The 26,886-nt window shown below is 66.3% G+C and carries 29 protein-coding genes and 1 pseudogene; 16 read left to right on the forward strand and 14 right to left on the reverse strand.

Going from position 1 to position 26,886, the window contains the following annotated elements:
- The 3 genes and pseudogenes from AC1DS3_RS08400 to AC1DS3_RS08410 all read left to right on the forward strand — a co-directional run.
- A pseudogene (locus AC1DS3_RS08400) lies at positions 1–247 on the forward strand (hypothetical protein); the annotation flags it as partial.
- Positions 222–2,108, forward strand: coding sequence for a family 2A encapsulin nanocompartment cargo protein cysteine desulfurase (locus AC1DS3_RS08405; RefSeq protein ID WP_477127004.1), 1,887 nt, complete (start codon positions 222–224; stop codon positions 2,106–2,108). The pseudogene AC1DS3_RS08400 and the gene AC1DS3_RS08405, both read left to right, overlap by 26 nt.
- A 235-nt stretch (positions 2,109–2,343) precedes the next feature.
- Positions 2,344–3,114, forward strand: coding sequence for a ferredoxin--NADP reductase (locus AC1DS3_RS08410; protein WP_477127005.1), 771 nt, complete (start codon positions 2,344–2,346; stop codon positions 3,112–3,114).
- 89 nt (positions 3,115–3,203) lie between these two features.
- On the opposite strand, the gene AC1DS3_RS08415 is transcribed toward AC1DS3_RS08410, so the two are convergent.
- The 6 genes from AC1DS3_RS08415 to AC1DS3_RS08440 are packed head-to-tail and all read right to left on the reverse strand — an operon-like array spanning position 3,204 to position 10,147.
- Positions 3,204–3,380, reverse strand: a complete 177-nt coding sequence (locus AC1DS3_RS08415; protein WP_441639723.1) for a hypothetical protein — start codon at positions 3,378–3,380, stop codon at positions 3,204–3,206.
- 47 nt (positions 3,381–3,427) lie between these two features.
- On the reverse strand, positions 3,428–5,155 hold the full coding sequence (locus AC1DS3_RS08420; protein WP_441639724.1) for a dipeptide ABC transporter ATP-binding protein: 1,728 nt from the start codon (positions 5,153–5,155) through the stop codon (positions 3,428–3,430).
- On the reverse strand, positions 5,152–6,102 hold the full coding sequence (locus AC1DS3_RS08425; RefSeq protein WP_441639725.1) for an ABC transporter permease: 951 nt from the start codon (positions 6,100–6,102) through the stop codon (positions 5,152–5,154). Before AC1DS3_RS08425 ends, AC1DS3_RS08420 begins: the two co-directional genes overlap by 4 nt.
- Positions 6,103–6,109: 7 nt before the next feature.
- Positions 6,110–7,075, reverse strand: coding sequence for an ABC transporter permease (locus tag AC1DS3_RS08430; protein WP_441639726.1), 966 nt, complete (start codon positions 7,073–7,075; stop codon positions 6,110–6,112).
- 16 nt (positions 7,076–7,091) lie between these two features.
- Positions 7,092–8,681 carry an ABC transporter substrate-binding protein gene (locus tag AC1DS3_RS08435; RefSeq protein ID WP_477127006.1) on the reverse strand — a complete coding sequence of 530 codons (1,590 nt, stop codon included), beginning with the start codon at positions 8,679–8,681 and terminating at the stop codon, positions 7,092–7,094.
- 35 nt (positions 8,682–8,716) lie between these two features.
- Positions 8,717–10,147: a leucyl aminopeptidase family protein gene (locus AC1DS3_RS08440; protein ID WP_441639728.1), complete on the reverse strand. Its 1,431-nt coding sequence runs from the start codon at positions 10,145–10,147 to the stop codon at positions 8,717–8,719.
- Between the two features lie 161 nt (positions 10,148–10,308).
- On the opposite strand from AC1DS3_RS08440, the gene AC1DS3_RS08445 reads away from it, so the two are divergent.
- The 3 genes from AC1DS3_RS08445 to AC1DS3_RS08455 all read left to right on the forward strand — a co-directional run bounded on the left by AC1DS3_RS08445 (position 10,309) and on the right by AC1DS3_RS08455 (position 11,380).
- Entirely contained in the window at positions 10,309–10,548 is a 240-nt protein-coding gene (locus AC1DS3_RS08445; protein ID WP_441639729.1) for a lysozyme inhibitor LprI family protein, read from the forward strand.
- Between the two features lie 72 nt (positions 10,549–10,620).
- Positions 10,621–11,022, forward strand: a complete 402-nt coding sequence (locus AC1DS3_RS08450; protein WP_441639730.1) for a hypothetical protein — start codon at positions 10,621–10,623, stop codon at positions 11,020–11,022.
- Positions 10,994–11,380, forward strand: coding sequence for a hypothetical protein (locus AC1DS3_RS08455; protein WP_441639731.1), 387 nt, complete (start codon positions 10,994–10,996; stop codon positions 11,378–11,380). The genes AC1DS3_RS08450 and AC1DS3_RS08455 overlap by 29 nt, the downstream gene beginning before the upstream one ends.
- Positions 11,381–11,417: 37 nt before the next feature.
- On the opposite strand, the gene AC1DS3_RS08460 is transcribed toward AC1DS3_RS08455, so the two are convergent.
- A complete protein-coding gene (locus AC1DS3_RS08460) occupies positions 11,418–12,272 on the reverse strand; it encodes a hypothetical protein (protein WP_441639732.1) in 855 nt (284 codons plus the stop codon).
- Between the two features lie 271 nt (positions 12,273–12,543).
- Positions 12,544–13,287, reverse strand: a complete 744-nt coding sequence (locus tag AC1DS3_RS08465; RefSeq protein WP_441639733.1) for a hypothetical protein — start codon at positions 13,285–13,287, stop codon at positions 12,544–12,546.
- A 320-nt stretch (positions 13,288–13,607) separates the two neighbouring features.
- Between AC1DS3_RS08465 and AC1DS3_RS08470 the strand changes: the two genes are divergently transcribed.
- From AC1DS3_RS08470 to AC1DS3_RS08485, 4 genes are all read left to right on the forward strand, one after another.
- Complete coding sequence (locus tag AC1DS3_RS08470) at positions 13,608–13,997, forward strand: hypothetical protein (protein ID WP_441639734.1); 390 nt, start codon at positions 13,608–13,610, stop codon at positions 13,995–13,997.
- A 77-nt stretch (positions 13,998–14,074) separates the two neighbouring features.
- The gene (locus tag AC1DS3_RS08475; RefSeq protein ID WP_477127007.1) at positions 14,075–14,452 is read left to right on the forward strand and encodes a c-type cytochrome; all 378 of its coding nucleotides are present in this window, start codon (positions 14,075–14,077) and stop codon (positions 14,450–14,452) included.
- 201 nt (positions 14,453–14,653) lie between these two features.
- A complete protein-coding gene (locus AC1DS3_RS08480; RefSeq protein ID WP_441639736.1) occupies positions 14,654–15,763 on the forward strand; it encodes an LLM class flavin-dependent oxidoreductase in 1,110 nt (369 codons plus the stop codon).
- Positions 15,764–15,783: 20 nt separating this feature from the next.
- Positions 15,784–16,752: an ABC transporter substrate-binding protein gene (locus AC1DS3_RS08485; protein ID WP_441639737.1), complete on the forward strand. Its 969-nt coding sequence runs from the start codon at positions 15,784–15,786 to the stop codon at positions 16,750–16,752.
- A gap of 78 nt (positions 16,753–16,830) precedes the next feature.
- Here AC1DS3_RS08485 and AC1DS3_RS08490 read toward each other — a convergent pair whose 3' ends face one another.
- The 6 genes from AC1DS3_RS08490 to AC1DS3_RS08515 all read right to left on the reverse strand — a co-directional run bounded on the left by AC1DS3_RS08490 (position 16,831) and on the right by AC1DS3_RS08515 (position 22,591).
- Positions 16,831–17,568, reverse strand: a complete 738-nt coding sequence (locus AC1DS3_RS08490; protein ID WP_441639738.1) for a GGDEF domain-containing protein — start codon at positions 17,566–17,568, stop codon at positions 16,831–16,833.
- A gap of 7 nt (positions 17,569–17,575) precedes the next feature.
- Entirely contained in the window at positions 17,576–17,965 is a 390-nt protein-coding gene (locus tag AC1DS3_RS08495) for a DUF1987 domain-containing protein (protein WP_441639739.1), read from the reverse strand.
- Positions 17,966–17,994: 29 nt separating this feature from the next.
- A complete protein-coding gene (locus tag AC1DS3_RS08500; RefSeq protein WP_253930976.1) occupies positions 17,995–18,564 on the reverse strand; it encodes a SiaB family protein kinase in 570 nt (189 codons plus the stop codon).
- A gap of 28 nt (positions 18,565–18,592) precedes the next feature.
- A complete protein-coding gene (locus tag AC1DS3_RS08505) occupies positions 18,593–19,828 on the reverse strand; it encodes a SpoIIE family protein phosphatase (protein WP_441639740.1) in 1,236 nt (411 codons plus the stop codon).
- A 124-nt stretch (positions 19,829–19,952) separates the two neighbouring features.
- On the reverse strand, positions 19,953–21,041 hold the full coding sequence (locus AC1DS3_RS08510) for a helix-turn-helix domain-containing protein (protein ID WP_441639741.1): 1,089 nt from the start codon (positions 21,039–21,041) through the stop codon (positions 19,953–19,955).
- 32 nt (positions 21,042–21,073) lie between these two features.
- A complete protein-coding gene (locus AC1DS3_RS08515; RefSeq protein ID WP_477127008.1) occupies positions 21,074–22,591 on the reverse strand; it encodes a hypothetical protein in 1,518 nt (505 codons plus the stop codon).
- Between the two features lie 215 nt (positions 22,592–22,806).
- On the opposite strand from AC1DS3_RS08515, the gene AC1DS3_RS08520 reads away from it, so the two are divergent.
- The 6 genes from AC1DS3_RS08520 (at position 22,807) to AC1DS3_RS08545 (ending at position 26,730) form a co-directional block, all read left to right on the forward strand.
- Complete coding sequence (locus tag AC1DS3_RS08520; protein ID WP_441639743.1) at positions 22,807–23,160, forward strand: YciI family protein; 354 nt, start codon at positions 22,807–22,809, stop codon at positions 23,158–23,160.
- A gap of 190 nt (positions 23,161–23,350) precedes the next feature.
- Complete coding sequence (locus tag AC1DS3_RS08525; RefSeq protein ID WP_441639744.1) at positions 23,351–23,764, forward strand: YciI family protein; 414 nt, start codon at positions 23,351–23,353, stop codon at positions 23,762–23,764.
- Positions 23,765–23,840: 76 nt separating this feature from the next.
- Entirely contained in the window at positions 23,841–24,377 is a 537-nt protein-coding gene (locus AC1DS3_RS08530; RefSeq protein ID WP_441639745.1) for an SRPBCC family protein, read from the forward strand.
- 58 nt (positions 24,378–24,435) lie between these two features.
- Complete coding sequence (locus AC1DS3_RS08535; RefSeq protein ID WP_477127009.1) at positions 24,436–24,852, forward strand: VOC family protein; 417 nt, start codon at positions 24,436–24,438, stop codon at positions 24,850–24,852.
- 5 nt (positions 24,853–24,857) lie between these two features.
- Positions 24,858–26,144: an RNA polymerase sigma factor gene (locus AC1DS3_RS08540; RefSeq protein ID WP_477127010.1), complete on the forward strand. Its 1,287-nt coding sequence runs from the start codon at positions 24,858–24,860 to the stop codon at positions 26,142–26,144.
- Between the two features lie 217 nt (positions 26,145–26,361).
- Complete coding sequence (locus AC1DS3_RS08545) at positions 26,362–26,730, forward strand: EF-hand domain-containing protein (RefSeq protein ID WP_441639748.1); 369 nt, start codon at positions 26,362–26,364, stop codon at positions 26,728–26,730.
- Positions 26,731–26,886 lie beyond the last annotated feature (156 nt).

The raw sequence follows: 26,886 nt of genomic DNA on the forward strand, positions 1-26,886 counted from the left end.
GAGCAAGATCCTGCTGCTGCGCGTGGGCGACAAGCGCCAGGGCGTGGTCGGCCTGTTCCAGCCGGGCGTGGCGGGCGAGCAGGGCCCGGGCCTGTCGGTACGCTTCATGGGCATCAACGACCAGGCTATCGCTTCGTACCTGATCTCGCTGTACTGCTCGCTGGCCGTGCACGCTCCGGATGCGCTGGCGGTTCTCGATGACGTGGAGATCGGCAAGTACCATGACTATCCTGACACCTACAAGTAATCCGGTGAGTCCGTCGAATCCGCCGGCCAGCCCGTCGGCCGCGCTGCCGGGTGCGCCTTCGGTGCCGCCCGGCCTGCCGGATCCGGCGGTGCTGGCGCGCCTGGCGGGGGCGTTTTTCTCGGCCCTGCCGGGGACATCGCCGGCTGCCGCGCAGTCGCTGCCCGTGGTGAACAACCCGGCGCCGCCGGGTTCGCCGGTGGCGGGTCCTGGCGGCACGGGCACCGGCGTGCCGGGCGCGGCGATCCCGCAGGGCCATGTGCCCGGCGCCAACCTGCTGCCCGCCGCGCCTACGCATGTGCTCTTGCTGCCTAACCGCGCGCCGGCCTTGCGGCCGGCCTCGGTGGCGCAGAATGGCCTGCCCGACACGGTAGCCACGGTGGCGCCCGCGGTGGAAAGCCGCTTCGGCGGGCAGGCGCTGGGCGTGCCGCATGCCGCGGCGCCGTCGCCGCAGTCATCGGCCGCGCCTGCCTACTACTTCCTGGAGGGCGTGGGCCGCGACGGGCATGGCGGCGCGTCGAGCCTGCGCGAGATCGCCACGCTCGGCGATCCGCTCTCGCTGCATCTGCCGCAGCAAGGGCCGGGCGCTTATGGCTATGGGCGCGAGCAAGAGGAGACGCTGCCGTGGGCTTCGTCCTCGGCGCGCGTGCCGTTCGACGTCAACGCCATCCGGCGCGATTTCCCGATCCTGCAGGAGCGCGTCAACGGCAAGCAACTGGTGTGGTTCGACAACGCCGCCACCACGCACAAGCCGCAGTCGGTGATCGACCGCATCTCGTACTTCTATGCGCACGAGAACTCCAACATCCACCGCGCCGCCCATGCACTGGCCGGGCGCGCCACGGATGCCTACGAGGCCGCGCGCAGCAAGGTGCAGCGCTTTATCGGCGCGTCTTCGCCCGACGAGATCATCTTCGTGCGCGGCACCACCKAGGCGATCAACCTGATCGCCAAGACCTGGGGCGCGCAGAACGTGGGCGAGGGCGACGAGATCATCGTCTCGCACCTGGAGCATCACGCCAATATCGTGCCGTGGCAGCAGCTTGCCGCGCAGACCGGGGCCAGGCTGCGGGTGATTCCGGTGGACGATTCCGGGCAGGTGCTGCTGGATGCGTACCGCCGGCTGCTCAACGACCGCACCAGGATCGTGTCCGTGACCCAGGTCTCGAATGCCCTGGGCACCGTGGTGCCGGTCAAGGAGATCGTCGACCTGGCGCACCGCGCCGGCGCCCTTGCGCTGGTGGACGGCGCGCAGTCGGTCTCGCACATGCGGGTGGACGTGCAGGCCATCGATGCGGATTTCTTCGTGTTCTCGGGCCACAAGGTGTTCGGGCCCACCGGCATCGGCGTGGTCTACGGCAAGCGCGAGCTGCTGGAGGCCATGCCGCCCTGGCAAGGCGGCGGCAACATGATTGCCGACGTGACCTTCGAGCGCACCGTGTTCCAGCCGCCGCCCAACCGCTTCGAGGCCGGCACCGGCAACATTGCCGATGCGGTCGGGCTGGGCGCCGCACTGGACTATGTGGAGCGGGTAGGCATCGAGAATATCGCCCGCTACGAGCACGACCTGCTGGAGTACGCCACCCACCTGCTGCAGCCCATCCCGGGTGTGCGGCTGGTAGGCACGGCGCGCGACAAGGCCAGCGTGCTGTCCTTCGTGCTCAAGGGCTATGAGACCGAGGAAGTCGGCCGCGCGCTCAACGAGGAAGGCATCGCCGTGCGCTCCGGGCATCACTGCGCCCAGCCCATCCTGCGCCGCTTTGGCGTGGAGGCCACGGTGCGGCCGTCGCTGGCCTTCTACAACACCACGGACGAGGTGGACCGGCTGATTTCGGTGGTCAGGCGGCTTTCGGGGCGCCGTTGAGCCTGAAAACGCGGGGCGTGGGGCGGATAACCCCCCTGAATATGCATKAATCGGGACGCGCCCTGCGTTTTCTTCTAAAATCCGCTATCTTCTCACCTTGATCGGCGCGTCTTCCAGCCTTCGGACCGGAGCCCGCCTTGTTGAACGCAACCGGCAAGCTACCGCCAAGCCTTTGGTATCAGGCCACAACAGGCCATCGACGCCGGCGCCATCCAGCGCATACAGCGCCTTATTCATGAGCAATCTCAACCAGCAAGCCATCCTCTCCGTCCACCACTGGACCGACACGCTCTTCAGCTTCACCTGCACCCGCGACCCCGGCTTCCGCTTCGAGAACGGCCAGTTCGCCATGGTTGGCCYGGAAGTGAACGGTCGTCCGCTTCTGCGTGCCTACAGCATCGCCAGTGCCAACTACGAGGAAACGCTGGAATTCTTCAGCATCAAGGTGCCGGACGGCCCCCTGACGTCGCGCCTGCAGCACTTGAAGGAAGGCGACCAGATCTTCGTCGGCAAGAAGCCCACCGGCACGCTGCTGGTCGACAACCTGCTGCCGGGCAAGACCCTGTGGCTGCTGGCCACCGGCACCGGCCTGGCCCCGTTCCTGTCGATCATCCGCGACCCGGAAGTGTACGAGCGCTATGACAAGGTCGTGCTGACCCACACCTGCCGCTTCGTCGAGGAGCTGGCCTACCGCGAGCTGATCCAGGAACACCTGCCGCAGCACGAACACCTGGGCGAGCTGATCCGCGAAAAGCTGGTCTATTTCCCCACCGTGACCCGCGAAGAGTTCGACAATCAGGGCCGCATCACCKACCTGATCGCCAACGGCGAGCTGTTCGAGCGCCTGGGCGTGGAGCCGTTCTCGCTGGAGAACGACCGCATCATGCTGTGCGGCAGCCCGGACATGCTCAAGGACATTCGCGCGATGTTGACCGAGCAGCACTTCACGGAAGGCAATATGAGTGCGCCGGGCCACTTTGTGCTTGAAAAGGCATTTGTTGGCTAAGCGTTCCGGCACGTAGCGCGGCACATGGCGCCTTAGCGCGATGAAGGCCGCGAAAGCCATGACGATCGCCGGGGTTCCCCGGTGATCGCTCAATCCCGCTGGCGGGACATCACCCAGAAGTGAATTCCCAGGGTGGTCAGGAAGACACCCCCCAGCTGTATCCACGCCAGTTCCGTCCCCAGCGACAGACAGAGCCCCGCAGCGCCGGCGGCGGTGCCCGCACGCCCGTGCCATCTACGCGTCCTGTCATGTCTCTCTTGCGTCATGCTTGCGTTCCTTCGCTGACGAGCGCCACTCACCCAGTGCGCCGCCACTAAGCCACCGCCACCACCGGCACCCCCCGTTCCCGCCCCACATCCGGCACCGCAGCCATCAGCGTGCGCGTATAGCCATGCCGGGGTGCGGCAAAGACCGCATCCGCCGGCCCGACTTCGACCAGCCGCCCGTGCTGCATCACGCCCACCTGGTCGCACAGCTGGCGGATCACCGCCAGGTTGTGGCTGATCAGCAGGTAGGTCAGGCCGAGTTCGTCCTGCAGGTCGCGCATCAGGTTGAGTACCTGGGCTTGCACCGAGACGTCCAGCGATGACGTGGGCTCGTCGCAGATCAGGAAGTCAGGGTGGCTGACCAGGGCGCGGGCGATGGCGATGCGCTGGCGCTGGCCGCCGGAGAACTGGTGYGGATAGCGCCGGCCGGCGTCCGGCGACATGCGCACGCGGCGCAGGGCCTGCGCCACACGTTCCGCGGTGTCTTCCGGGCTCTTGCTGAGCCCCAGCGCCTGCAGCGGCTCGGCGATGAGGCGGTCGATGCGCCAGCGCGGGTTGAGGCTGGCGTACGGGTCCTGGAAGATCATCTGGAAGCGCCCGGGCAGGGTGGCCGCGGCTTGGCGGTCCGCCCAGCGGTCCACGCCGTGGATGCTGATGCGTCCCGCGCCGGGCCGGGTCAGGCCGGCAATCATGCGCGCCACGGTGGACTTGCCCGAGCCGGATTCGCCCACCAGCCCGAAGGTGGTGCCGCGCGGGATGGCGAAGCTGACGTCGCGTACCGCGTGCAGCACCTTGCGCGGCTGGCGCGCGAGGGTGCGCAGCAGCCAGCCGGCGGAGAGATCGAAGTCGCGCGCCAGGCCCTGCACCTGCACCAGTGGCGCGGCGTCTTGCTTGGGCTCAGGGCGGGATGCCTGCGCCGGCAGCGGCGCCACGGCGCCTTCCTCCGGCACCGGCAGGCGGTGCAGCCGCTGGTGCACGGAGGGAATGGCGGCCATCAGCGTGCGCGTGTAGGCCGCGCGCGGGTGGTCGAGGATGTCGCGTACCGCCCCGGTCTCCAGCACGCGGCCCTGATACATCACCAGGACGCGGTCGGCGGCCTTGGCGATCACGCCCATGTCGTGGGTGATCAGCATGGCGGCGGTGCCGCGCTCRCGGCAGACGCGGCGCAGCACCTGGATCACTTGCGCCTGCACGACCACATCGAGCGCGGTGGTGGGCTCGTCGGCAATCAGCAGTTCGGGCTCGCCGCACAGCGCCAGCGCAATGGCCACGCGCTGGCGCATGCCGCCGGAGAACTGGTGCGGGTACTGGTTGAAGCGCGTGGCGGGGTCGGGGATTTCCACGTCCGCAAGCCATGCCAGCGCGCGCTGGCGTGCCTGCGCGGGCGATAGCGGCAGGTGGGTGCGGATGGTCTCGGTGAGATGGCGGCCGATGGTGCAGACCGGGTTGAGGCTGGTCAGCGGGTCCTGGAACACCATGCCGATGTGCTTGCCGCGAATGCGGCGCATGTCTTCGCCGCGCAAGGTGTCGATGCGTTCCCCGCGCAGCGTCACGCTGCCGGCGCTGATGCGCCCGGGCGGCTCGATCAGGCCGGTGACGGCATTGCCGGTCATCGATTTGCCGGCGCCGGATTCGCCCACCACGCCCAGGATTTCGCCGGGGGCGATGTCGAAGGACACGTCATCGAGCACGTTCGCCGTGCCGCGATAGGAGTCGAACGCCACGGACAGGCCGCGCACGCTGAGGACGGGCAGGTTTACAGGCATCTTGGTCATTGGAGCTTGGGGTTGAGTGCGTCGCGCAGCCAGTCGCCCGCGAGGTTGACCGAGAGCGCCAGCGCCAGCAGCACCAGCGCGGGGAATAGCAGGATCCACCACTCGCCGGAGAACAGGAAACCCTGGCCAACGCGGATCAGCGTGCCCAGCGAGGGCTGGGTGGGCGGCAGGCCCACGCCCAGATAGGACAGCGTGGACTCCGCCACCACCGCCAGCGCAAAGCTGATGGTGGCGATCACCAGCACCGGCGCCAGCAGGTTGGGCAGGATATGGCGCAGCAGGATGGCCGTGCGCGAGCGCCCGATGATGCGGGCCGCCAGCACGTAATCCTTGTGCTTTTCCACCATCACCGCGCCGCGCACGGTGCGCGCGTATTGCACCCACTCCGACAGGCCGATGGCGGTCACGATCACGTAGAGCGCCATCTCGTCGCGGTAGCCAGCGGGCAGGATGCCGCGTGCAATGCCAAAGATCAGCAGCGCCACCAGCAGCACCGGAAAGGTGAGCTGGACATCGGCCAGGCGCATCACCACGGTATCGAACCAGCCGCCGGCATAGCCGGCCACCAGGCCAAGCGTGACGCCGATGGCCAGCGACAGCGCCACCGCCGCCGCGCCCACCAGCAGGGACATGCGCAAGCCGTAGAGGATGGCGGAAAAAATATCGCGCCCCTGGTCGTCGCTGCCAAGCGGATAGAACGCGCCGGACGCGCCATGCTGCCAAGGTGGCGTGAAGGCATCGAGCAACTCCAGCCCGGCGGGATCGAAGGGGTTCTGCCGCGCCAGCCAGGGCGCGAACAGGGCGGCGAGCACCAGCAGCGCCAGCAGCAGCACGGTAAATTGCGCGGTACGCGAGCGCGCCAGCGCCCGCACCACGGGCGACTCGGCATTGCGCCAGCGGTTTTGCGCCGGGGCGGCTGGAGCGGGGGCGTTTTGCATTGGGTTCATGGCGGAGTCAGGCATGGCGCAGGCGCGGATCCACCAGCAGGTAGACCAGGTCCACCGCCAGGTTGATGCACACGTACAGCACCGCGATCATCAGCAGGTAGGCGGCGATCACTGGCACGTCCACCGCCTGGATCGACGAGATGAATAGCAGCCCGACGCCGGGCCACTGGAACACCGTCTCSGTGACGATGGCGAAGGCGATCAGCGAGCCGAGCTGCAGCCCGGTGATGGTGACCACCGGGATCAGCGTATTGCGCAGCGCGTGGCCGTAGTGGATGCGCCGCTCGGGCAGGCCGCGCGCGCGGGCAAAGCGCACGTAGTCGGTGCGCAGCGCTTCCATCATTTCCGCGCGCACCAGGCGCATGATCAGCGTCAGCTTGAACAGGCCTAGCGTGGCCACCGGCAGTACCAGAGAGGCCCAGCCGGAGCGCGTGAGCAGGCCCGTGTTCCACCCGCCCACGGCCACGGTGTCGCCGCGCCCGAACGAGGGCAGCCAGCGCAGTTCCACGGCAAACAGGTTGATCAGCAGGATGCCGATCAGGAAGGTCGGCAGCGAGACGCCGACCAGCGACACCGTCATCAGCGCGCGGCTGGCCCAGCCGTCGCGCTGTATCGCCGTGTAGACGCCCAGCGCCACGCCGCCCAGCACGGCGACCACCGCCGCCACCAGCGCCAGCTCCAGCGTGGCAGGCGCGCGCTCCAGGATGACTTGCGTCACCGGCCGCTTGACCCGGTACGAGATGCCGAACTGGCCATGCAGCACGTTGCCGAGATAGCGCGCGTACTGCACCGGCACGGGCCGGTCGAAGCCCAGTTCGGCCACCAGCGCCTGGCGGTCTTCGATCGAGGCATCCTCGCCCAGCAGGCTGACCGTGGGGTCACCGATATGGCGAAACACCAGGAAGGCGATAAAGGACACGGCCAGCAGCACCAGCAGCGACTGGCCAAGGCGGCGGAGAAGGTGGACCAGCATCAGCGCGCGCCCATTGTCACGACTTCGCCAGCTTGAACAGCTTGAAGTAGGGCGTGTTCGACGGGTTCACCGGGATGTCGAACTTGCGCACCATGGCGTAGGTCTGGATCTGGTCGTGCAGCGGCAGGTAGACCAGTTCCTTCTGCACCGTGGCCCAGATGCTCTTGATGGTGGCGTCGCGCTGCTTCTGGTCGCCCTCGCTAGAGAGCGAAACGATCTTCGCATCCAGCTCCGGGTTGCTGTAGCGCGTGGCATTGGTGGCGCCGCGCGCGTTCTTGCCGCGCGTGTGGACCAGGTAGTCGAAGATGTAGGCCGAGTCGTAGGTCGGCACGCCCCAGCCATACAGGTAGAAGTCCGTATCCAGGTTGTTGATGGCGGCGGTCTGGATCGCCAGCGGGCGCGAGACCACCGTGGTCTTTATGCCGATGCGGCCCAGGAAGCCGGCAGCGGCCTGGCAGATGGCTTCGTCGTTGAGGTAGCGGTCGTTGGTGCAATGCAGGGTGATGCCGAAGCCGTTGGGATAGCCTGCTTGCGCCAGCAGCGCCTTGGCGCGCGCCACGTCGGGCTTGCCGACCACGTCGAAGGCCTTGTCATAGCCATGCACGAACGGCGGCGCGATGATATTGGTCGGCACCGACAAGCCGCGCATCACGGCCGTCTTGATGGCGTTGCGGTCGATGGCGAGCTGGAACGCCTCGCGCACGCGGCGGTCGGCCAGCGGGTTGCGGTCCTTCACGTCCGAGTACTTCAAGGGCGCGTTGCCCACGTTCAGGCCGAAGAAGATCACACGGTTTTCCGCTGCCTGGTTCACGCGCAGCTTGGGGTCGGCGCGCAGCCGCGCCGTGTCCTGGATCGGCAGGTCCTGCACGAAATCCACCTCGCCGGAGAGCAGTGCGGCCACGCGGGTGGCGGGCGACTTGATCGGCAGGTAGACCAGCTMGTCGATCTCCAGCGGGAACTGGCCGCGGCCCCAGTACTGCGGGAAGAGCTTGAGCACCGTGCGCACGTCCTGCTCGCGCGACACCAGCGTGTACGGGCCGGTGCCGTTCACATTGCGCGTGGCGTAGGTCTCTTCCTTGGCCGAGGCGTTCTGCGGCTGCTCCACGTTGTGCGACTTTGACCATGCCGCGCTCAGGATCTGGATATTGGTCAGGTTGTCGGGCAGCAGCGGGTTGGGGCCAGCGGTCTTGATGCGGATGACGAAGGGCGAAACCTTGGTCACCTCGGTGATCGAGACCAGCAGCGATTTCATGTCCGAGGTGGGCGACTTGGCGCGCAACAGCGAGAACACCGCATCGTCGGCGGTAAACACGCTGCCATCGTGGAACTTCACGCCCTTGCGCAGCTGGAACTCCCATACCGTGGGGTCGTCCGTGCGCTGCCACGAGGTGGCCAGCGTGGGCAGCAGCTTGCCATCGGCGGTGCGGATGATCAGCGGCTCATAGACCTGGTGCAGCAGGTTGTGGTTGGGCCCGTTGTTGACGGCGTGCGGGTCCAGCGTGGAGGCGTCGGCCGAGCGCGCCCAGCGCAGGGTTTCGGCGTGCAGCGCGGGAGCGGCCAGYAATACGGCGGCCAGGGTGGCGACCAGCGCCAGTCGTTGGATCATGTCTGTTGTTCTCACTTACGGTGGTTGTCTTGTAATCAGGAATGCATGGGCTTGCCGGCAACCGCGGGAAAGCGCTGCGACAGCAAGCCGAAGAGCGCGCGCAGTCCCTGCGCCTCGCCGCCGCGCGGGCGGCCCGGGCGGTCGTCCTGGTTCCAGGCGTACAGGTCCAGGTGCAGCCAGGGCGTGCCGTCCGGGACAAAGCGCTGCAGGAACAGGGCAGCGGTAATGGCGCCGGCCAGCGGCGCGGCGGCGGCATTCTGCGTATCCGCGAACGACGATTTCAGCATGGCGTGATAGGGCTGCCACAGCGGCATGCGCCACAGCGGATCGGCCAGCCGCTGGGCCTGCGCGAGCAGGTCGGCGGCAAGGGCATCGTCATTGCTGAACAGCGCKGGCAGCTCCGGCCCAAGCGCCACGCGGGCCGCGCCGGTCAGCGTGGCCAGGTCGATGGCGATGGCGGCGGGCGCGTGCCGCTCGCCCAGCGCGTGATGCAGGGCATCGGCCAGCACCAGCCGGCCCTCCGCATCGGTGTTTTCGATTTCCACCGACGTGCCATTGGCAGCGCGGATCACATCGCCTGGGCGCAGCGCGCCGGAGCCGATGGCGTTTTCCACGGCCGGCACCACCAGGGTCAGCCGCACGGGCAGGCGCGCCTGCATCACCAGTTGCGCAAGCGCAATGGCGTGGGCCGCGCCGCCCATGTCTTTCTTCATCCAGCGCATGCCCTGCGCCGGCTTGATATCCAGCCCGCCTGAATCGAAGCACACGCCTTTGCCGGCCAGCACCACGCGCGGCGCAGCCGGGTCGCCCCAATGCAGCGTGGCCACGCGCGGCGCTTGGGCGCCCGCGCGGCCGACGGCGTGGACCAGCGGGAAGCCCGCATCCGGCAGGGCGTCGCCAATCCATTCCCGGAACTCGGCGCCATGCGCCTGCGCCAGTGCGCGGACTGCGTCCGACAGGCGTGCGGGGCCGAGGACGTTGGCCGGTGTGTTGACCAGCCGGCGTACCAGGCCGATGGCTGTGGCCAGGGGCTGGAGGGTTTGCTGCGTGGCCTGTGGCACGACCAGTTGCGCGAGGTCTTGAGCGCCGCTCGCCGCGTCGTCCACTGTGTCGTCCACCGTGTCGTCCCAGCGCGCGGGCAAGGCGCCGATGGCCCAGCCGAGCGCGGCCAGCGGCGGTTCATCCTGCGCGGCGGCGATTGCATAGCGCCCTGGCGGCAACTGCTTCGGCAGGCCCGCCAGTTGCCACAACGGCTGGGCCGGATCGGCGCCGACGATCACGCCCGCCAGCGCGCCATCGGCATCCGGCAGCAACAAGGTCTTGCCAGGCAACGGGACGAAGCCGGTTGCGCGTGCCCACTGTGCTTGCACCGGCGGCAGTTGTTCCAGCAAGGCCGCAAGCGTTTGCGGTGCCGCCACGTGGAGCGGGATGGCCCCATCGGGCAGCGCGGAGAAGCTTTGAGGCATAGAGCAGGTAGCGGCGGGCTTGCCATGAACAAGGACTTGCTAGACTACCGGCCGGTGCGCATCGGCACAAAGAAGCATATTGCGCTTMCATATTCGCTTGTTGAGGGGGCAGTGCCTGCTTGCCTTTCCAGGCTGGAACCACTCAGAAGAGAACGCGCGTTGTGAATGTAAACATCAGGAATGTCTCGTCGCTGGTCGCCTTGTTGGCGCTGTATGTCCCTGCCGCACAGGCTGCGCAGGCCGGCATGCAATGCGACCGCGCGGCGAGCGGCACGGAGGTCGCGATCTGCGCCGATGCGGATCTGCGCAAGCTCGACGGCAAGCTCTCGGCCGTGTATGGCAAGCTCGCCGGCGCCCAGGCCCCGCAGCGCGCCGCGCTACGGCAAGCCCAGCTTGCGTAGCTGAAGACCCGGGATCAGTGTGGCGCGGACAAGCGCTGCATCAAGGCACGATATGACGAGCGCCTTGCGGCATTGCGGGCGCAGCTGCGCGAAGCCGCCGCCTACAAGCCGGACAGCGTGGACCGGCAGGCGCTGGAGGACCTGCGCCAGGCGGTGGAAGCCATGCGCAAGACCGAGCCGGTGTTCCCGCTAGAGAAGGCCCTCGATGCGATCCGCATCAAGACGGGCATGACAACGTTCGCCAACGTGAAAGAAGACAAGCAAACGGGCGACGACGCGCATTTCCCGGCGACACGCCCCCCAGGCGTCACCAGCGACGAATGGCGCGCCTTGCTGGCCTCGGGCATCGAAGGCGGCGGGGAGAACGGCAACGCTTCCTACACGCTGATGGAAATCGACGGCGACGGCCAGCGCGATCTGATCATCGACCACGCTGGACAGCACCTTGCATGCCGCCCTGACGCGCGCGCTTAGGCAGGCGAGCAGCGCGGTGGCCCGTGATGCCGGCACCATGGACAAGCCTCTTTGCCCGGTTCCGGACACCGTCAAGGGCGATGACCGCGGCGTCTACTACAGCTACGGCCCGGGCCACTACACCTTTGAAATCGTGGCAGACATGCCCGTCTGGGTGGGGCGCCAGTGCTACGTCGGGCAACTGGTCGACTGGTTTGGCGGCTATTCACCCAAGGACGGGCTGTTCGCGCAACTGTGGATGCGCATGCCGGAGGACCAAGCGCAGGCGCAAACGCAAACGTATTCCGTCAAGGGCTTGCGCACCGCTGTCGGGATCAAGGCGTCGATCGGCAAGGTGGAGGGCGACAACGGCATGTAATCCGCCGCTCGCCGCCGCTCGCCGCCCGGCAGCCGGATCACTCGCCGATCTCGACCTCCATGTTGGTGATGGTCGGGAAGTATTTGTCCTCCTTCAGGTTGACGGAAAACGCCACGCCCTTGCGCTTGCCCACCACGAAGCCGGTGTTGCCCTCCAGGTCGGACGCGGCATCCTGCAGCGGCGGCGTCAGTTGCTTGTAGAAGGCCAGCACCTGCTCGATGCTGTCGGTGGTCTGCAGCCTGAGCACACGCTTGGCCTTGGCGTTGCTCAGCGCATCCTGCGCGGTGCGATGAACGATGGCCCGCGGGTACAGCGGCACTTGCGGCGAAAATCCCTTGGGGAGCTTGACCGGCTTGGCCGTGGTGTTGGCGGCATCCAGCGTGATGGTCTCCACCTTGGCGATCTTCTCGCCGGGGTCGGTCTCCAGGTCTTCGGGCACGTCCTGGCTCCACGTCACCAGCGGTTGAGCCTTGGCGCGATCGAGGCCGGGCCGCAGGAAGACGGACAGCCGGCCGTGCTGGTCGTCCTGGCAGCCATTCTTGCCGCATTCGCGGTGCACCAGGGCCGCGGCCAGCACGTCGCCGCGCTCGTCTACCAGCACGGCCGCGCGTTCGGCGCCTTGCGATAGCTGGCGGCGCGACGACAGCACGCGCTGGCCATCGGGCAGTTCCTGCTGGGCCCGGTTGGCGCGCGACTGCAGCCCCGACAGGATCTGCTCGGCCAGCAGGCCGTCCTCCCAATAGTAAGTACCGGACGCATTGCCGGCAAACCGGGTGATGGCGAGATCCAGCGCGGGGGCTTCCCGGGTTTCCTGCTGGTGGCTGGTGTCCAGGACCAGGACGGCATCCGCGGCCAGGGCAAGGGGCGCGGCGCCGAGGGTGGAAAGCAGCAATGCCAGCGCTGCACAGGAGGCGGGACGAAATCGAAGAGCCATGCGGAAAGGAAAAAGGAGAGGAAAAATGGTAGGGATTGTCAGTCCGGTAATCCGGCAATCCGGCAATCCGATAAACAAGGAAACGGGCTCGGCAGGGTCCGTTTTGACGGGAGGCTGCGAAGCCCGATGTGACCGTAAGTATACTTGGTAATGCTGGGGCGATCGAAGCGGGGCCGTCGGCAACGGCGGCGACCGGCTTGAAATGACTCCCGCATCGTCCTCGCCGCGGTCAGTCGGCGATCTCCACCTCCACGTTGGTGAGGCTCGGGAAGTGCTCATTGCGCTGCGCCTCGACGGAAAACGCCACGCCCTTGCGCTTGCCGCTCACGTAGCCGCTGTTGTCATTCTTGCCAGTCTCCAACTGCCCCATCGGCGGCGACAACCGTTTGTAGAAGGCCAGCACCTGCTCAATGCTATCGGTGGTCTGCAGCCGCACCACGCGCCTGGCCCGGGCGTCGCTCAAGGCATTCTGCCCGGTGCGATAGAGGATGGCCCTCGGGTACAGCGGCACCTGCGGTGGGAATCCCGTGGGGCGCTGGACCGGGCTGGCGCCAGTGCGGCTGGCATCCAGCGTGATGGTCTCCACCGTGGCGATCGTCTCGCCCCTGCCAAGCTTCAGCGCCTTGGGCACATCCTGGCTCCACGCGACCAGCGGCTGCGCCTGTGCGCGCCCGAAGCCGGGCCGCAGGAAGACCGACAGCACGGCATGCTGGCTGTCCTGGCAGATGGATTCCTTGCCGCACTGCCGGTGCACCAGCGCCGCGGCCAGCACGTCGCCGCGCGCGTCGACCAGCACGGCCGCGCGCTCGGCGCCGTCGGAAAACTCCCGGCGCGACGCCAGCAGGCGCTGGCCACCGGGCAGCGCCTGCTCGAACCTGTCCGGGCGCGATGCCAGGCCGGTTAGCAGTTGTTCGGCCAGCAGCCCATCCTCCCAGTAATAGGAGCCGGAAGCCAGGCCGGCGAATCGGGCCACGGCTGGTTCCAGCGCGGAAGCCTCCCTGGTCTCCTGCTCGCTGCCGGTGATCGGGACCAGGACGTATTCATTGGCCAGGGCATGGGGCGAGGCGGCGACGGCGCAGAGAAGCAAGGCCGAAAAAGCGCGGGGGACGGGACGAAATCGAAGAGCCATGCAGAGCGAGGAAAAAGGTAGGGATTGTCAGTCCGGTCAATAAGAAAGCGAGCCCTGAAGGGTCCGATTTAACGGCAGGCCATGAAGCCTGATGTGACTGCAAGTATACTTGGCAAAGCCGGCTAATTGAAGCCGGGCACCAATGATGGGAAACACAGAGAACGATGAACAAGAAGATATCGGCAATCCTGATGGCGGCAAGCACGATCGTGCTTGCCGCTCCGGCGCATGCGCAAGCAGACCCGGCTGTGCTCAAGGGCATGTATGACATGTCCCGCAACGTCGCCGGCCTCACCAGCTACTGTGTCGGGAAGGGCTTCCTGAAAGCCGACAGTGTCAAGAACGCCAGGAAGATGGTCAGCCTGATCGCGGGGATCCCCGGGGTAGATACAAGCGGTGGCGAGGCCAGCGAGGCCGCGGGGCTGCGCGGTAACGTGCTGATGCCGGACGGCAAGGAAGATGGGATTGAAAACAGCCCGCTCGGCGCCAGGCAGTGGTGCAAAGACTCGGCACAAGGCGTGTCGGACGGGTTGAAGAGCGCGGCTGCCGGCTAATCAGAGGCCGCGTCAATCAAGAGGAGGGGGCGCTAAATCGCCCCCTTAATCAGATCTGATTTATACAACAAGGAAAAATGAAAATATTATTCATCGCTTCGCTGGGAATTTTATCGCTAACTCAAGCATCACTATCCTTCGCGGATAATGTCAATGGGAAAAATCTCTATTCACAGAGATGTGCCATGTGCCATGGAGTAGATCTCAAAGGAACGGGACCATTGGCTAATAAGAGCAATCCTCCTACGCCTGATCTTACAACATCCGCTTTCAAAAAACGGCTAAATGAATATCCGGGCGTTATTGTATCATCGGTAATACTTCGTCCAAATGGAGACTTGATTCCAAGAACTTTGAAAGAGAATGGCGTAAAGCTATCGCCGTACCCTTGGAGGATTAATGATCTGCGCGATTTAAATCAATACATGAGTGGTGTGATTTMAAAAAATCGATGATTTTGAGATGAGGGGTGGGCACGGAAATCTAAGCGCCAGGTCAGCCGCGCTGCGGGCTACCGCGCAAAACCGCATATCTTCACTCGTTCTTCTTCCTTTAAGGATCGCCCATCCTCGGCGTATGTTCATGTCTTGGCGATACGGCGCGCATCTCCCGCGCGGCCGCTTCAAATCATCGCAAACCAGGAACAGGAGCCTACGATGAGCGTGGAAATCATTGGCATGATCCAGAGCCAGAAGCAGTCGGAGATCCATCCGGCCAGCGGACCGGTCGTGGATCGCGACTATGTGCGGGCGTTTGCGCAAGCGCATGAGAACGCCGGCTTCGACCGCGTGCTGGTGCCGCATCACTCCACCGGCCCGTCCGCTACGCTCACCATTGCCTATGCGGCTGCCGTGACCGAGCGCGTGCATTTCATGCTGGCGCACCGGCCGGGTTTTACCGCGCCCACGCTGGCGGCCCGGCAGATTGCCTCGCTCGACCAGTTCAGCGGTGGCCGGCTTGGCGTGCACTTCATCTCCGGCGGCTCCGATTCCGAGCAGCAGCGCGACGGCGATTTCCTCAGCCATGACGAGCGCTATGCGCGCACCGACGAATACCTCGGCATCCTGCGGCGCATCTGGACGCAGGACAAGCCGTTCGACCACGAAGGCAGGTATTACCGCTTCACCCAGGGCTTCTCCGAAGTGAAGCCGGCCCAGAAGCCATACGTGCCGATCTTCTTCGGCGGTGCTTCGGACGCGGCGATTGAAGTCGCCGGACGTCATGCCGATGTCTACGCACTGTGGGGCGAATCGCTCGAGCAGGTCCGCGACATCACCACGCGGGTACGCGCCGAGGCGGCCACGCATGGGCGGCAGGTGCGCTTCTCGGTCTCGTTCCGGCCGATCCTGGCGCAAACCGAGACGGCGGCATGGGCACGCGCCAATGCCATCCTCGAAGAAACGCGCCGCCTGCGCGAGGCGGCTGGCCTGGGGCAGGGCGGCCCGCAGCAAAGCGAAGGCGCGCGCCGCCTGCTGGCCGCCGCCGACAGGGGGCCGCGCGTGGACAAGCGCCTGTGGACGGAGATCGCCAAGCTCACCGGCGCGCGCTCCAACTCCACCGCGCTGGTGGGCACGCCGGAGCAAGTCGCCGACGCGCTGCTGGACTACTACGACCTTGGCGTGACCACCTTCCTGATCCGCGGCTTCGATCCGCTCGAAGATGCGGTGGACTACGGCCGCGCGCTGATTCCCCGCGTGCGCGAGCTGGTGGCGCAGCGCGAGGCCGCGGCCGGCGCTGGTTCCGGTGCTGGCCGCAAGGCAGCCTGAAGGGGATGGCGAGCGGCATTATGACGGCATCCCGAAGACAATTCCTGCGCTATGGCGCCTTGGCGGCGGCCAGCGGCGCCTTGCCGTTTTCCGTGTCGGCCCAGGGCCGCCCCGTGCTCAAGGCCGGCGACCAGAAGGGCGGCCTGCGCGCCCTGCTGGAAAGCGCAGGCGAACTCAAGGGCCTGGCCTACGACATCCAGTGGACGGAGTTTCCCGCCGCCGCGCCGCTGGCCGAGGCGCTGAACGCCGGCGCGGTGGATTCCGGCCCGATCGGCGATGCGCCCGCCATCTTCGCGCTGGCCGCCGGCACGCCGATCAGGATCATCGGCGCCAACCGCTCGGACCCGTTCGGCACTGCCGTGCTGGTACGCGCCAATTCGCCCTTGAAGACGGCGGCAGACCTGCGCGGCAAGAACATCGGCACCAACCGTGGCTCCATTGGTCACTTCGTCGCCCTGAAGGCGCTCGAATCGGCCGGCTTGAAGCCCGAGGACGCCAGCCTGCGCTTCCTGCCGCCGGCGGACGCCAAGCTCGCGCTGGTCAACGGCTCGATCGATGCGTGGGCCACATGGGAGCCGTACACTGCGCTGGCCGAGACCAGCGGGCATGCACGCGTGCTGGTGAGCGGGCGCGGGCTGTGGTCCGGCCTGAGCTATCTGGCGGCGACGGACAGCGCGCTGGCCGCCAAGCGCGAGGTGCTGCGMGATTTCCTGCAGCGCGTGGTGCGCGCCCAGGTGTGGTCGTACCAGCATGTGGACGGCTTCTCCGCGGCGCTGGCGCGCATCATCGGCATCCCGCCGGAGGCCGCGCGGCTGCAGTTCGAGCGGCGCCGTACGCAGTGGCGCAACATCGATGCGGCAGTGATTGCCGAGCAGCAGCGCACGGCGGATTTCTACCTGAAGGCAGGGCTGCTCAAGCAGCGGCTGGATGTGCGGACCACGTTCGATACCGGTTTTCCGCTGGCGGTGCAGGCCAACCCGGTGAGCTGAGCGGGCCGCAGGGGCCGTGGAGCGCGCCGCGGCATGTTGTGGCTTCTCGTTTTGCGTGAACGCGACCGGCGCGGCGCCTCAATGCAACGGCACCACCAGCTCGCCCTCCAGCAAACTGACAACCCGGTTACGCCCGCTTCGCTTGGCCTGATACAACGCCTCGTCAGCGCGCGCATAGGCCTGCTCGAAGCTCGTCCCAGGGGGGCTCCAGCTCACGCCGAAACTAGCTGTCACCTGCAGCCCAGCCTTGACCGGAAACACATGCTGCTCGATATGCAGCCGCATGCGCTCCGCCAGTTCGACAGCGGCGTCCAGCGCGCGCGCCGGCAGCAGCGCAGCGAACTCCTCGCCGCCCACCCGGCCGATGACGCCCGTGCCTTGCACCGACCGCTCCAGGCAGTCGACGACGCCGCGGATCACGGTGTCGCCTACAGGGTGGCCCATCGAGTCGTTGACCCGCTTGAAGTGATCGATGTCGAGCACGATCAACGCCAGGCTATCCCCGGCCAGCACCGCGCCGGCCCGCTCGATGATGGCGCCGCGGTTCAGCGCGCCGGTGAGCGTGTCGCGCGTGGCGCGGAATTCCAGCTCGCGGGCCAGGTCCTGCAGGCGATGGTTGAGCCGGTTCATTTCCAGCTCTTCGCGGTCGCTGCGCCGTATCAGGCGCCGGGTTTCGCGCATCAGCCGCTCGTAGTAGCCGATCAGCTCGCCCAGCGTGTCGCGGTATGCCTGGGCACCGGCATCGGGATTGCCGAATACTGCCCTGGCGCCCGCCAGGACGCTGGTTTCCGACTCGAAGAGATCTGGCTCGGACATGCGCGGGTCAGCTCGCCGTGGTGGCGTGGTCGAGGAAATCGATGGCGGGGAAGTCGGCGTGCAGGTCCTGGCCGAATTCCAGGATCGTGTCGTCGTCCACGTCGTGATACCAGTGCACGATGACCCGGTTGCCCTTGTCGGCCGCATCGTTCATGGCGTCGAACATGCCGAACAGGACCTTGGTGCTGGAGCTGTTGAAGTACGTCAGCGCCACGTGCACGGTGACTTCGGTGTCCTCGCAGGCCGCCAGGTATTTGCGCAGGCGCAGGATCACGTCGCCGTAGAACACCGCGGCGTTCTCCGGATAGGATTCGCCTTTGAGGCAGAGCGTGTGCTGCTTGAAATCAAAGCTCACCTCGGGCGAGGTCGGTGTGGCGGCTATGAACAGGTTTTCCATCAGTTTCCCTTTCGATCCCGTTCAGTGATTCAGATGGTGGCGGTAAGGAAGAACATCGTCGATACCGGGTCTGCGTCGATGGGCTGGAAGCTGTACTCCAGCGGCGCGCTGGCATCGCGGGCTACCGTCAGGAATCCCAGGCCGGCGCCCTTGCTGCCTTCCGGCGCTTCGGCGCGCATGGTTTCCTTGTAGGCCTGCTTGATCTGGTCCAGCGTCATGGTGCGCAATGGTTCCAGCGCGGCGCGCAGTTGCCCCACGCGGGTGATCGCCACCGGGTTGGAGCACATCAGCCGGTAGCGGTCTTCCACCATGCAGATGCACACCGAGCCATGGCGCAGCTGGTTGGTGTCCTGGGTGGGCGGCGTGAGCGCGTCGGACGAATAGTGGACGATGTTCTGCGCCATCTCCACGAACGAGGAGAACAGCTTGCGCCGGGTCGAGCCGTCGACGCCGCTCACCGTCAGTTGCAGCCGCACCGCATCGGACATCGCCGCGATGATGTTCTGGGAAAAGTAGCCGACGTAGTAGAAGATCACGTTGCGTTCCCGGGCCATTTCAAAGAATGGCCCATATTCATGGTCAATCGAATTACCGTTCATCTCAGTGCTATAGCAGGCCATTGCAGGACTATTGAACACGAAAGCAGAAAAACGTGAGGTCGTCGCGGCGGCGGTGATGGCCTTGCCACGCGCGATACTGGTCCAGCACGGCCTCGTTGATCTGCGCCGCCGAGGCGTGCCGGCTGCCACGGATCGCTTCGCGGATGCGGCGCTTGCCAAAGGCGATTTCCTTGGGGCCGCCGATCTGGTCGATCAGTCCATCGGTGGTCACAAACACCACGCTGTCCGGCTGGGTCTGGATAAGGCGGTTCTGCCAGGCAAAGTCCAGGTCGGTATCCACATAGCCGACACCCATGCGCTCGCCGTCCACGATCTCGCCTTCCTCCTCGCCGGGCTGGAGCACGAACAAGGCGCTCTTGGCGCCGGCGAATACGAGCCGGCGGCTGGCGTTGTCAAACCAGAAGAACGCCGCATCCATGCCGTCGTTCGAGCCAGGCGTTTCATCATCGCCATCGAGCTGCCCGAGCATCTGCTTGATGCCGCGGTTCACCGCCATCAGGAGCGCGCCGGGGTCGCGCGGGCCGCGCTGCTCGATGGCCTGGATCAGGATGGACGAGGAGATCAGGGTCAGGAACGCGCCCGGTACGCCGTGGCCCGTGCAATCGGCCAGCGCGGCAAACCAGCCGTCCTCGAACGCGGCAAAGTGATAGAAATCTCCGCCAACCACATCGCGCGGCTCCCACACCAGGCCCGCGTCGCCGAGCGTCCTGGCCAGCGCCTCGCGCGAGGGGCGCAGCATCGAGCGCTGGATGGTGCTGGCGTAGTCGATGCTGTGCATGATCTGGCGGTTTTTCTCGGCCTGCATGTCCGCGACCACACGCATCAGCTGCAAGCCATGCCCGATGCCAAGGAAGCGGCCGTCCCGCGCGATGATGAAGCCGTCGGCAAGTGCTTTTTCGCCATACTCCACCGCCTTGAAGGTCAGGGCCTCGATGCTCATCGCGGCATCGACCACCAGCGGCTCCTTGTCCATGAAGGCGATGCAGCTCTTGCGGTTGTACAGCTCACGGTGATAGGGCTTGCTCATCTGCGACATGAAGATCGCGCGATTGATCAGGCCGATCGGCGTGTCGTTCTCGGTCACCGGCAAGCTGGCAAGGTCCCGGTGCTTGCCGAACACATCGAGGACTTCCTGGTTGTTCTGTTCCGTGGTCACCGATGGCGTGGTGACGCAGAGATCCTCGGCACAGGGCTGCCGGAAGCGGGAACGAGCCAAGTGTGAGTCAACCGGAACGTCAGGCATCGCCAGGGCATTCGGACTATTGGGAAGCCGCCGATTGTATGGCGCGCGCATGACGGTTACGTGACATATGGCGCATGCGGCCCGTCCTGTTGCATCCCGTGGCCGTTGGCGCCGTCGCCAGCGCTCAGAATCCCCGGAAATCCCTCGGGGACACGCCGTAGGCCCGGCGGAAGGCGCGGGTAAAGTCAGAGGCGCTGTTGAAGCCGGCCCCATAGGCGATCTCGCCGATGCTGATGTGCGCAAGGCGCAGGAGATCGTCGGCCGCCGAGCGCAACCTGCAGTTGCGGATATACGCGCCAAGGCCGCCTTCGTGCTCGAACATCCGGTACAGGGTTGGGCGCGGCAGCCCGAACGCTTGCAGGATGCTCTCGGGCGAGAGGTTCTCCTGGTGCAGATTGGCCTGCACGTAGCGCTGCACCCGCTCCAGCATGGCGGCGCGGGCGGCCGCGCGCGCGTTGCCGGCAAGGCGCGCCTGCTTGCCGAATGCGGCAACGATCAGGTGCGCGCAGCCGCGGATGGTTTTTTCCGCATCGGCCTCGGACAGTGCCGGGAGGTTGCGGCAGAGCGCCGTCACGTGATCGAAGATCAGGCGCGTCAGCGGCGAGGTATAGGTCACCACTCGGCCATGGATGGACTCGGCATCGGGGATGGCCGCCTCCACCGCGGCGCGCGGCACGAAGAAGGCCAGCACCCGTGCGCGCGTGGGGCGGTGCATGTGCATCGGCTGGTTCATGTCGAGCGCCAGGATGCCCGGCACGAACTGGGCCGATTTGCGCTGCCGGGTGAAGTCCGTCACCGTTTCGGCGATCCCGTCCACGGCCACATGGAAGACGTAGTCGCGCACGCTGTCGGTGGAGATGCGCGCGGTGGTGCGAATCTGGCCCACCGGATCGGTGCGGCTGTCCAGGTAGGTCAGGTCCTTGAGCACATAGGTATCGAGCTCGCCCCGGAAGCCGCCGGCAACCTGCGCGCGCGAAACCGGGACATCGAGTATGCGGCCGACATAGTCGCGCCAGGCCGGCAGCTGCAGCGCCACCGCCTCGTTCGCGACGGTGAAATGCTGGTGCACGATCAGCGGCGGGGTGGCGGCAGGGCAGGCGGACGCAGCCGGCTGGACACGCCTTTGCAGATGGGCAGCAAGGATCCGGCTGACGGTTTCTGAATAAGCCTGGGTCATGATGGCATCGGGGTCAGGAAATAGCTCGCGTCCCATGTCCGAGCCATTGTACCGATGAGGTTCAGCGGCTAGTCGGTTGCCGGTGCGCTCGCTTGCTTCAGTGCGRCCGCGTCGTACTCGCGCACCGCATCGGCGGCGCGGCCGTTTTCCAGCACGCGGAAGCTGGCCGGATCGGCGCCGTCGATGGCGACCAGGTTCACATAGCCAATGATATAGGCGTGCTTGCGGTCGCGCGCAAAGTCCGCGTCAAGGAACTCCAGTGTGGGCAGATGCACGCGMTTGGCCGAGACCGGCCGGCGCCCGAAGAACAACTGGTCGCCGGCCAGCAGGAAGCCAGGGTGCGGTACCTGCAGCGTATCGTGCGGCACGGCTACCGTGAGCGGCTTGTCGTCGCAGAACAATTGCGCGTCGTCCCACGCGTAGCAGCCTGCGATGCGCAAGGCATCCGGGTTCACGCCTTTCTTGGCCTTGCCGCGATAGAAGGCACGGCTGGCATCGCGGGCCCACGGGCCGTGCAGCACGGTAAACCCGGCGGGATCGACCTTGCGCAGGGCTTGCGGCGTTTGATAATGGTTCGGCGCGTAGAACACGGTGACGCCGTCGCTGAGATAGCCATCCCCCAAGGTTTCCAGGCTGGATATCGGGCGCGAGGAAAGCAAGGTCAGCTCGCACGGGTCGTCGGCGTACCGGTGCAGCCAGTGGATGCCATGCGCATCGCCACAGAACACGCCGGTCAGGCCGTGGCCAACGGGCATTTCCCTCGCGGCAAAGGTGGCGGGATCGAGCCCGGCGAGGCGATGGCCGTCGTATTCCACTTCTTGCGCCGGCGTGGCTGGCGTGGCGGGCGCCTGCAGGCGGTGCCACCAGTAGTCCTGCAGCGCGGGCAGGGCCGTGAAGAAGTCCCGCCAGTGCTCCACCTGGCAGTGGTCGAGCGCGGTCATGCGCTGGCCGTTGTCGATGGGGCCGAGCTTGTCGGTCATGCGCAGCGGGCCGTCGCCACTGGGCGCTACCACCAGGCTGGCGCGGTCGGCTTCGATGCGCTGGCCGAAGTAATACACATGCCCGGCATCGGCAATGTAGTTGCCCGGCAAGCCCACCACGGTGGCGCCATCCGCGCCGGTTACGCGCTTGCCGTTGAAGTAGGCCGACTCGGCGTCCACGGCGTAGTAGTCATGCATGCAGGTCACCGGCTCCAGCGGGCCGTTCTCCGGCCAGCGCCAGTCCTGGTAGACCAGCGGCCGGAAGGCCTGCGGGCTGCGGGTGCGGATGGTCTTGCCGGTAATGAAGTAAGCCTGGCGCGCGTCGCGGGCGTAGCGCTCGTTGAGGACTTCGAAGGTGGCGATGTCGGCGTTTTCGATCCGGTAGAAGTAGTACCAGGCCGCGCCGCTGCCTTGCTGGGCCTGCACGATGACGTGCTCGCCGTCGGTGAACCAGCGCCCGGCGATGCAGCGGAACGCCTGCGGATGGGCAATGGGCAGCGGGCTGCCGTCCTTGGCCCAGAGCGGCCGGTCGTTGTGCGACCAGATCACGGTGTCGCCCTCGATGAAGTACGAGGGATGGTTGGTTGGCTGGCGCGATGCGGTCATGGGAAGGTGTTGGGTGCCGGGTGGCGCAAGGTCGACATATTAAACTGTCCGCCCGGATAGGYCATGGCTGGCGAACGTTCGATCATCGCAATTAACGGCCAAGCATTTCTGCCGTCCATATGTGGCGCACCGGCCGCTTGCGGCCGGCGGCCGAGGCGTGCAGGATGTGGGCGGTAATCCATTCCCAAAAATGCGCAGAACAAAGCGGAGACCCTATGTCGTACATGTTGCTGATCGTCGAACCCGTTGGCCAGCGCACCGAGCGTTCCCCGGAAGAAGGGCGCCAGGCTTACGCCAGCATGCAGCGTTTTGCCGAAGGCCTGAATGAGCGCGGGCTGCTGCTGGGCGTCAACTCGCTCACGTCGCAGGCCAAGGGCGTGCGCGTGCAGGTGCGCGAAGGCCGCCGCGACCTGCTCGACGGCCCCTTTGCCGAGGCCAAGGAAATGATCGGCGGCTACTTCCTGCTCGACTGCGCCACGCAGGACGAGGCCATTGCCATCGCCGCCGAGTGTCCCGCCGCGGCATGGTGCACCGTGGAGGTCCGCGAGGTCGGGCCTTGCTTCCTGTAAGGCTGCAAGCGGATGGGGATGCAAGGCTTCATCTAGGTAGTTACCCTTGGTTTGCGGGTTTTTTTGCACAGGATGTCGATCTGGCGGCGCGCGGTTCGTCGTACCGGTAAGAGTCAACGAGATGGCAGCGGCGTGCCGCCGCCATGGCTCACCACCGACAACCAGCCACCTCAAGCTAAGGAGAACCGCGATGCGATTCATGATCCTGGTGAAAGCCACGCAAGGCAGTGAAGCCGGCGCGATGCCGGACGAAAGCCTCTTCGCCGCGATGGCGGCGTATCACGAGCAGCTGGCCAAGGCGGGCGTGCTGCTCGACGCCGCCGGGCTCAAGCCCACTTCCGCCGGCTGGCGCATCCGCTATGCCGGCGGTCAGCGCACCGTCATCGACGGGCCATTTGCGCAAAGCAAGGAAATAGTGGCGGGCTACACGCTGATCCAGGTGCGCAGCCGCGAGGAAGCGATGGAATGGGCGCGGCGCTTCCCGTCGCCGCATGGCGATATGGCCGACGGYGAGATCGAGGTACGGCAGCTGTTCGAGCTGGAGGACTTCGCGCCGAGCCCTGCGGTGGAGCGCTTTCGCGACCTGGACGTTGGCCAGCACTGAGCCAACCATCCCACGATCACCCGATTCCACCCGATCACACCCGAGCCCACCCCAACCTTTGCCGGATCCCGACACCATGCTCAAGCCCATCCTGCTCGCCGCATTCGCCGCCATTGCCCTGTTGCTGATCTACGCCGCCACGCGGCCCGATACCTTCCGGGTTGAGCGCAGCGCCAGCGTCAAGGCGCCGCCGGAGCGCGTGTTCGCGCTCATCAACGACCTCCACAACTTTAACCAGTGGAATCCCTATGAAAAGAAGGACCCGTCCCTGAAGGGCACCTACGGCGCCACGCGCAGCGGGCAGGGCGCCGCCTACGCCTGGGAGAGCGACAAGGTAGGCGTGGGCAGCATGGAAATCGTCCAAACCGTGCCGGCCGCCAAGGTCACGATGCGGCTCGATTTCATCAAGCCGTTCGAGGCGCACAACATCGCCGAATTCACGCTCAGGCCGCAGGCCGATGCCACCAAGGTGACATGGTCGATGGAAGGCGCCGTGCCGTACTTTGCCAAGCTGGTGCACCTGGTCTTCAATATGGACAAGATGGTGGGCAAGGATTTCGAGCAAGGGCTGGTCAACCTGAAGACGCTGGCCGAGGCGCCGGTGGCCCGTTGAGCGGGGCAACCCGCCGAGCCTCCATCCAATCACGCGAAATCGAATCCAAGGACGAATCATGCATAAGCAAATCTACCTGAACCTCCCCGTGGCCGACCTGCAGCGCTCGCAGGATTTCTTCAAGGGCCTGGGGTTCACCTTCAACCCGCAGTTCACCAACGACGACGCCGCTTGCATGGTTATCGGCGAGAACATCCACGCGATGCTGCTCAAGCATGCATTCTTCAAGACCTTCACCACCCGCAAGCTGTGCGATACCACCGAGAGCACCGAAGTGCTGATCTGCATCTCCTGCGAGAGCCGCGCCGAGGTGGACGCCMTGGTCGCCAAAGCCGTGGCCGGCGGCGCAACGGCGCCGCGCGCGCCGCAGGACCACGGCTTCATGTACGGGCACGGGTTCGATGATCTCGACGGGCATATCTGGGAGTTGGTGTATATGGAGCCCTCGGCACCCGGCGCGACCAGCGCGGCTTGAAACACATGGCGACGACGACACCGACGCAGCGGGCGATCGAAGCCGTCTGGCGCATCGAATCCGCCAAGGTCATCGCCCACGTTGMGCGCGTGGTGCGCGACGTGGGCCTGGCCGAAGAACTGGCGCAGGACGCCCTGGTTGCCGCGCTGGAGCGCTGGACCGAGACCGGCGTGCCGGACAACCCGGGCGCATGGCTGATGACCACGGCGAAGAACCGCGCGCTCGACCACTTGCGCCAGCAAGCGCTGCACGCCCGCAAGCACGAGCAGATCGGCCAGGATCTCGAAGCGATGGAGGCCCACGTAGTGCCGGATTTTGTCGATGCGCTGGATGCCGCGCGCGAGGATGACATCGGCGATGACCTGCTGCGGCTGGTCTTCACCGCCTGCCACCCGGTGCTCTCCACCGATGCGCGGGTTGCCATGACGCTGCGCCTGCTGGGCGGGTTGACCACCGAGGAAATCGCGCGGGCCTTCCTGACCCCGGAGCCCACCATCGCCCAGCGCATCGTGCGCGCCAAGCGCACGCTCGGCGCCGCGCGCGTGCCCTTCGAGGTACCCGGGCCCCAGGCGCGCGCGCCGCGCCTGGCCTCCGTGCTGGAAGTGATCTACCTGATCTTCAATGAAGGCTATTCGGCCACCGCCGGCGACGACTGGATGCGCCCCGCGCTGTGCGAGGAAGCGCTGCGCCTGGGCCGCACCCTGGCCGGCCTGGCTCCGGAGGAAAGCGAGGTGCATGGCCTGGTGGCGCTGATGGAGATCCAGGCCTCGCGCACGCATGCACGGGTCGACGCGCAAGGCCGCCCGGTACTGTTGCTGGAACAGGACCGCAGCCGCTGGGACCACCTGCTGATCCGGCGCGGGCTGGTGGCGCTGGCGCGCGCGCAAGAGCTGGACGGGGCGCTCGGCCCCTACGCCTTGCAGGCGGCGCTGGCCGCCTGCCACGCCCGCGCCACCACGGCGGCCGATACCGACTGGGCGCAGATCGCCGCCATCTACGACGCGCTGTCGGAAGTGGCGCCATCACCCGTGGTGGAGCTCAACCGCGCGGTGGCGGTCGGCATGGCTTTCGGCCCCGAGGCCGGCCTGGAACTGGCGAATGCGCTCCTCGCCGAGTCCTCGCTGGCGAAGTACCACTTGCTGCCCAGCGTGCGCGGCGACTTKTTGTGCAAGCTCGGCCGCTTCGACGAAGCCCGCGCCGAGTTCGAGCGCGCTGCCGGCATGACCCGCAACACCCGCGAGCGCGAGTTTTTGCTGGGGCGGGCGCGGGATGCGGGGGCTACCCGGCCATGACTCGCTAGCGCGCATTGCTGCGCGTCACCACCGTCTGCCTGGCAAAACCCTTATATCGGCTACCGAAATAACTAAATTCCCCAATGCCGGAAAGCCGACGATGATCTTAGCCATGGGCCCGGGGGATCGATTGCTCCCGATCTCTGCACAAGCCATCCGGTCGCCGACGATCGCAGGACCGGCGGGCCTTACCATCGAAGTGTTCTAGGGGACTCCAATGATTCCACGGCTACTGTCGACTGCCAGCCTGACGCTGGCCGCATTCTTTGCATCCGGCACTGTCGGCGCGCAGCAACCCGCGCCACAGCCCGCGCCACAAGCCGCACCTCAGGCGGCGCCCCAAGCCCCCATGAATCCAAAGGAAGCCAAGGCGAAATTCGCAGAGACGTTCGCTGCCGCCGATACCAACCACGACGGCAAGCTGAGCCGCGAGGAAGCCGAGGCCGGCATGCCGGAGGTCTACAAGGCCTTCGACAAGATCGATACGCGGAAGAAGGGCGCGATTACGCAGAAGCAGATTGGCGCGTACTTTGCGGCCAAGGCCAAGCAGAAAGCCGCGGCGCAGAATCCGGGAAGCCTGAACTGACCTGGTGGTGCCGGCGGGGAACTTGCGAGCTGAATGCGCCAAGGTTCCGCCGGCAGCGGACGGTGGGACAGCGTCGCAAATGCGGGTCCCTGACGACAGAGATCCCCGGAAAACTGGCCGGATCGAAGCCAGTGCCGGGGAGCTTTAATGATTCCT

The organism is Cupriavidus sp. 01L46 (genome assembly GCF_056399905.1).

Coding starts and splice junctions, on each gene's coding strand:
- AC1DS3_RS08415 (WP_441639723.1), bottom strand. CDS start 3,380: ATGACGCAAGAGAGACATGACAGGACGCGTAGATGGCACGGGCGTGCG.
- AC1DS3_RS08425 (WP_441639725.1), bottom strand. CDS start 6,102: ATGAACCCAATGCAAAACGCCCCCGCTCCAGCCGCCCCGGCGCAAAAC.
- AC1DS3_RS08470 (WP_441639734.1), top strand. CDS start 13,608: ATGAACAAGAAGATATCGGCAATCCTGATGGCGGCAAGCACGATCGTG.
- AC1DS3_RS08480 (WP_441639736.1), top strand. CDS start 14,654: ATGAGCGTGGAAATCATTGGCATGATCCAGAGCCAGAAGCAGTCGGAG.
- AC1DS3_RS08490 (WP_441639738.1), bottom strand. CDS start 17,568: ATGTCCGAGCCAGATCTCTTCGAGTCGGAAACCAGCGTCCTGGCGGGC.
- AC1DS3_RS08495 (WP_441639739.1), bottom strand. CDS start 17,965: ATGGAAAACCTGTTCATAGCCGCCACACCGACCTCGCCCGAGGTGAGC.
- AC1DS3_RS08500 (WP_253930976.1), bottom strand. CDS start 18,564: ATGAACGGTAATTCGATTGACCATGAATATGGGCCATTCTTTGAAATG.
- AC1DS3_RS08505 (WP_441639740.1), bottom strand. CDS start 19,828: ATGCCTGACGTTCCGGTTGACTCACACTTGGCTCGTTCCCGCTTCCGG.
- AC1DS3_RS08510 (WP_441639741.1), bottom strand. CDS start 21,041: ATGGGACGCGAGCTATTTCCTGACCCCGATGCCATCATGACCCAGGCT.
- AC1DS3_RS08520 (WP_441639743.1), top strand. CDS start 22,807: ATGTCGTACATGTTGCTGATCGTCGAACCCGTTGGCCAGCGCACCGAG.
- AC1DS3_RS08530 (WP_441639745.1), top strand. CDS start 23,841: ATGCTCAAGCCCATCCTGCTCGCCGCATTCGCCGCCATTGCCCTGTTG.
- AC1DS3_RS08545 (WP_441639748.1), top strand. CDS start 26,362: ATGATTCCACGGCTACTGTCGACTGCCAGCCTGACGCTGGCCGCATTC.